The 4,075-nt window shown below is 66.0% G+C and carries 4 protein-coding genes; all 4 read left to right on the top strand.

Translation table 11 applies throughout. The features are described 5' to 3' along the window. Positions 1–615, top strand: a 615-nt coding sequence (locus tag JNK68_05895) for an ABC transporter substrate-binding protein (protein MBL8539887.1), incomplete at its 5' end; no start/stop codon positions are given. A 42-nt stretch (positions 616–657) separates the two neighbouring features. Then, on the top strand, positions 658–1,542 hold the full coding sequence (locus JNK68_05890; protein ID MBL8539886.1) for a branched-chain amino acid ABC transporter permease: 885 nt from the start codon (positions 658–660) through the stop codon (positions 1,540–1,542). A 26-nt stretch (positions 1,543–1,568) separates the two neighbouring features. Next, on the top strand, positions 1,569–2,504 hold the full coding sequence (locus JNK68_05885; protein ID MBL8539885.1) for a branched-chain amino acid ABC transporter permease: 936 nt from the start codon (positions 1,569–1,571) through the stop codon (positions 2,502–2,504). An 87-nt stretch (positions 2,505–2,591) separates the two neighbouring features. Further along, the coding region (locus JNK68_05880) for a lysine decarboxylase (protein ID MBL8539884.1) at positions 2,592–4,075 on the top strand (1,484 nt) is incomplete at its 3' end.

The raw sequence follows: 4,075 nt of genomic DNA, 5'->3' as shown, positions 1-4,075 counted from the left end.
TCGGTGCGCCATCCGTTCCCCGGTCAGGATTTCTCCTCCTTCCTGCTCAAGGCGCAGGCCTCGGGTGCGAAGGTGATCGGGCTGGCCAATGCCGGCACCGACACGCAGAATTCCATCAAGCAGGCGGCGGAGTTCGGCATCACGCCGAAGCAGAAGCTCGCCGGTCTGCTCATCTTCATCACCGACGTGCACAGCGTGGGGCTCAAGGCGGCGCAGGATCTCTACGTCACCGAGTCGTTCTACTGGGACAGGGACGATGCCGCGCGCACCTGGTCGAAGAAATTTTTCGAGCGCCACAAGAAGATGCCGACCATGGTGCAGGCGGGCGACTACTCCGCGACGATGCACTATCTCAATGCCATCAAGGCCGCTGGCAGCGACGACACGGCCAAGGTGATGGAGAAGATGAGAGCAACCCCGGTGAACGACTTCTTCGCGAAGAACGGGAAGATCCGCGAAGACGGGCTGCACGTGCACGACGTGTACCTCTTCCAGGTGAAGAAGCCGGCGGACTCGAAGCAGCCGTGGGACTATTACAACGTCGTGCAGACGGTGCCGGGCGAGCAGGCGTTCACGCCGCTGTCGCAGAGCAAGTGCCCGCTGGTGAAGAAGTAGCACGGCACGACGGGTGAGGCCGCAGCGAGAGGGCGCGCGATGATCGAGATCTTCGGCATTCCGCTGCAGGGTCTCTTCGGCCAGCTGCTGGTGGGGCTCATCAACGGCTCGTTCTACGCCGTGCTGAGCCTGGGGCTTGCCATCATCTTCGGGCTCCTCAACATCATCAACTTCACCCACGGCGCCCAGTACATGATGGGCGCGTTCTTCGCGTGGATCGGCCTCACGAAGTTCGGCCTGTCGTACTGGTGGGCGCTGCTCGTCGCACCACTGCTGGTGGGCGCGATCGGCGTGGTGCTCGAGCGCACGATGCTGCGGCGCCTGTATCACCTCGATCATCTCTACGGCTTGCTGCTCACCTTCGGGCTCGCGCTCATCATCGAAGGCATCTTCTTCAACGAGTTCGGCAGCTCGGGCCAGAGCTACGACATCCCGGATGTGCTCGCGGGCGGTACCAATCTCGGCTTCGTTTTCCTGCCGAACTACCGGGCGTGGGTGGTGGTCGCGTCGATCGCGATGTGTCTCGTCTCCTGGTTCCTGATCGAGCGCACGCGGCTTGGCGCCTACCTGCGCGCAGGTACCGAGAACCCGAAGCTGCTGCAGTCGTTCGGCGTGAACGTGCCGCTGCTGATCACGCTCACCTACGGCTACGGCGTGGCGCTGGCGGCATTCGCCGGGGTGCTCGCCGCGCCGGTGTTCCAGGTGAGCCCCGACATGGGGTCCAAGCTCATCATCGTCGTGTTCGCGGTGGTGGTGATCGGCGGCATGGGGTCGATCCTCGGCTCGATTGTCACCGGCCTCGGCCTCGGTCTGATCGAAGGGCTGACCAAGGTCTATTTCCCGGAGTTCTCCGCCACCATCATCTTTCTCATCATGGTGATCGTGCTGCTGCTGCGGCCCGCCGGGCTCTTCGGGCGCAGCCGATGACCGCCGGCCGCGAGGGGCGGGCGGCGATGGCGCGCGACTACCGCGTCATGGCGCTGCTGCTGGCGGCGCTGGTGGCGGCGCCGTTCCTCGGCGTGTATCCCGTGCTGCTCATGAAGATCCTCTGCTTCGCGCTGTTCGCGACGGCCTTCAACCTGCTGCTCGGCTATTCCGGACTGCTCTCGTTCGGGCACGCGGCCTTCTTCGGCGGCGCGGCCTACATCACCGGCTATCTGTGCAAGGATCTGGGCGCGGGACCCGTGACAGGCATTCTCGCCGGCACCGCCTTCGCCGTCGCGCTCGGCTGGGTCTTCGGCAGCCTCGCCATCCGCCGCGCCGGCATCTACTTCGCCATGATCACGCTCGCCTTGGCGCAGATGATGTATTTCGTCTGGATCCAGCTCAGTTTCACCGGCGGCGAGGACGGACTGCAGGGCATTCCCCGCGGCAGGCTTGCCGGCATTCTCGACCTGTCGAGCGACCTCAACCTGTATTTCGTCGTGCTCGCGATCTGCGCGGCCGGATTCTGGATCGTCTACCGCGCCATCCACTCGCCCTTCGGCCAGGTGCTGAAGGCGATCCGCGAGAACGAACCGCGGGCCGTCTCGCTCGGCTACGACGTCGACCGCGTGAAGCTCCTCGCCTTCACCCTGTCGGCGGGGCTGGCGGGGCTCGCCGGCGCCATGAAATGCCTCGTCCTGCAGCTGGCGTCGCTCACCGACGTGCACTGGCACATGTCGGGCGAGGTCGTCCTGATGACCTTGCTGGGCGGGCTCGGCACCGTATTCGGCCCGCTCGTGGGCGCGGCGCTGGTGGTCGTGCTGCAGAACGCGGCCGTTTTCGGGCGCTGGACGCTGGTGGCGCAGGGGGTGATCTTCGTCGTCTGCGTACTGCTGTTCCGGCGTGGCATCGTCGGCGAGATCGCAGTGCTGTTCCGGCGCGTCACCCGCCCGCCCAGGGCCTAGGGCGCGCGCCCGGATTCGGGCTTGACGGAGCCGGGGTTCGCTGGGAGCATTCCGCCACCGCCGAACCGGCCCGGCCTGCCCACGACCATGCGCTTCCGCTTTCCCGTCATCATCATCGACGAGGACTTCCGCTCCGAGAACGCGAGCGGGCTGTCGATCCGCACCGTCGCCAAGGCGATCGAGGACGAAGGCTGGGAGGTGCTCGGCGTCACCAGCTTCGGCGATCTCTCCAGCTTCGCACAGCAGCAGAGCCGCGCCTCTGCCTTCATCCTGTCGATCGACGACGAGGAGTTCAGCTCGCCGGAGCAGGCGGACAAGGCGGTGGCCGACCTGCGCGCATTCGTGGAAGAGATCCGCTGGCGCAACGCCGACATCCCGATCTTCCTCTATGGTGAGACGCGCACCTCGCGCCACATCCCGAACGATGTGCTGCGCGAGTTGCACGGCTTCATCCACATGTTCGAGGACACACCGGAGTTCGTCGCACGTTACATCGTGCGCGAGGCGCGCGTGTATCTGGACAGTCTCGCGCCGCCGTTCTTCCGGGCGCTCACGCACTACGCGCAGGACGGCTCGTACTCGTGGCACTGCCCGGGGCATTCGGGCGGCGTGGCGTTCCTGAAGAGCCCGGTCGGGCAGATGTTCCACCAGTTCTTCGGCGAGAACATGCTGCGCGCGGATGTGTGCAACTCGGTCGACGAGCTCGGCCAGCTCCTCGACCACACCGGTCCGGTGGCGGCGAGCGAGCGCAATGCGGCGCGGATCTTCGGCTGCGATCACCTGTTCTTCGTCACCAACGGTACGTCGACCTCGAACAAGATCGTCTGGCACTCCACCGTGGCGCCCGGCGACGTCGTCGTGGTGGACCGCAACTGCCACAAGTCGGTGCTGCACGCGATCACCATGACCGGCGCCGTGCCCGTGTTCCTGATGCCGACGCGCAACCACTTCGGCATCATCGGGCCGATTCCGCTCGCGGAGTTCAAGCCGGAGAACATCCTGCGCAAGATCAACGCGAACCCGCTCGCGCGCGAGGGCGGCAAACCGCGCATCCTGACCATCACGCAGAGCACCTACGACGGCGTCGTCTACAACGTCGAGACCATCAAGGCGATGCTCGACGGCCACATCGACACGCTCCACTTCGACGAGGCATGGCTGCCGCACGCGGCGTTCCACCCGTTCTACGCCGGCATGCACGCGATCGGCCGCGACCGCCCGGCCTGCCGCGAATCGATGGTGATCTCCACGCAATCGACGCACAAGCTGCTGGCGGGCCTCTCGCAGGCGTCGCAGATCCTCGTGCAGGATTCCGCGACGCGGCGCCTCGATCGCGATGTGTTCAACGAGGCCTACCTCATGCACACGTCGACCAGCCCGCAGTACGCGATCATCGCCTCCTGCGACGTGGCGGCGGCGATGATGGAGCCGCCCGGCGGCACCGCGCTGGTGGAGGAATCGATTCAGCAGGCGCTCGACTTTCGCCGCGCCATGCGCAAGGTGGACGAGGACTTCGGCGCCGACTGGTGGTTCAGCGTGTGGGGGCCGGATCAGCTGGCCGAGGAGGGCAT

This window comes from Betaproteobacteria bacterium, from assembly GCA_016791345.1.
Taxonomy (GTDB): Bacteria; Pseudomonadota; Gammaproteobacteria; order Burkholderiales; family JAEUMW01; genus JAEUMW01.
Note: the sequence above shows the minus strand (reverse complement) of the source record. Positions and strands in the feature narration are given on the sequence as shown.

Coding starts and splice junctions, on each gene's coding strand:
- JNK68_05885 (MBL8539885.1), top strand. CDS start 1,569: ATGGCGCGCGACTACCGCGTCATGGCGCTGCTGCTGGCGGCGCTGGTG.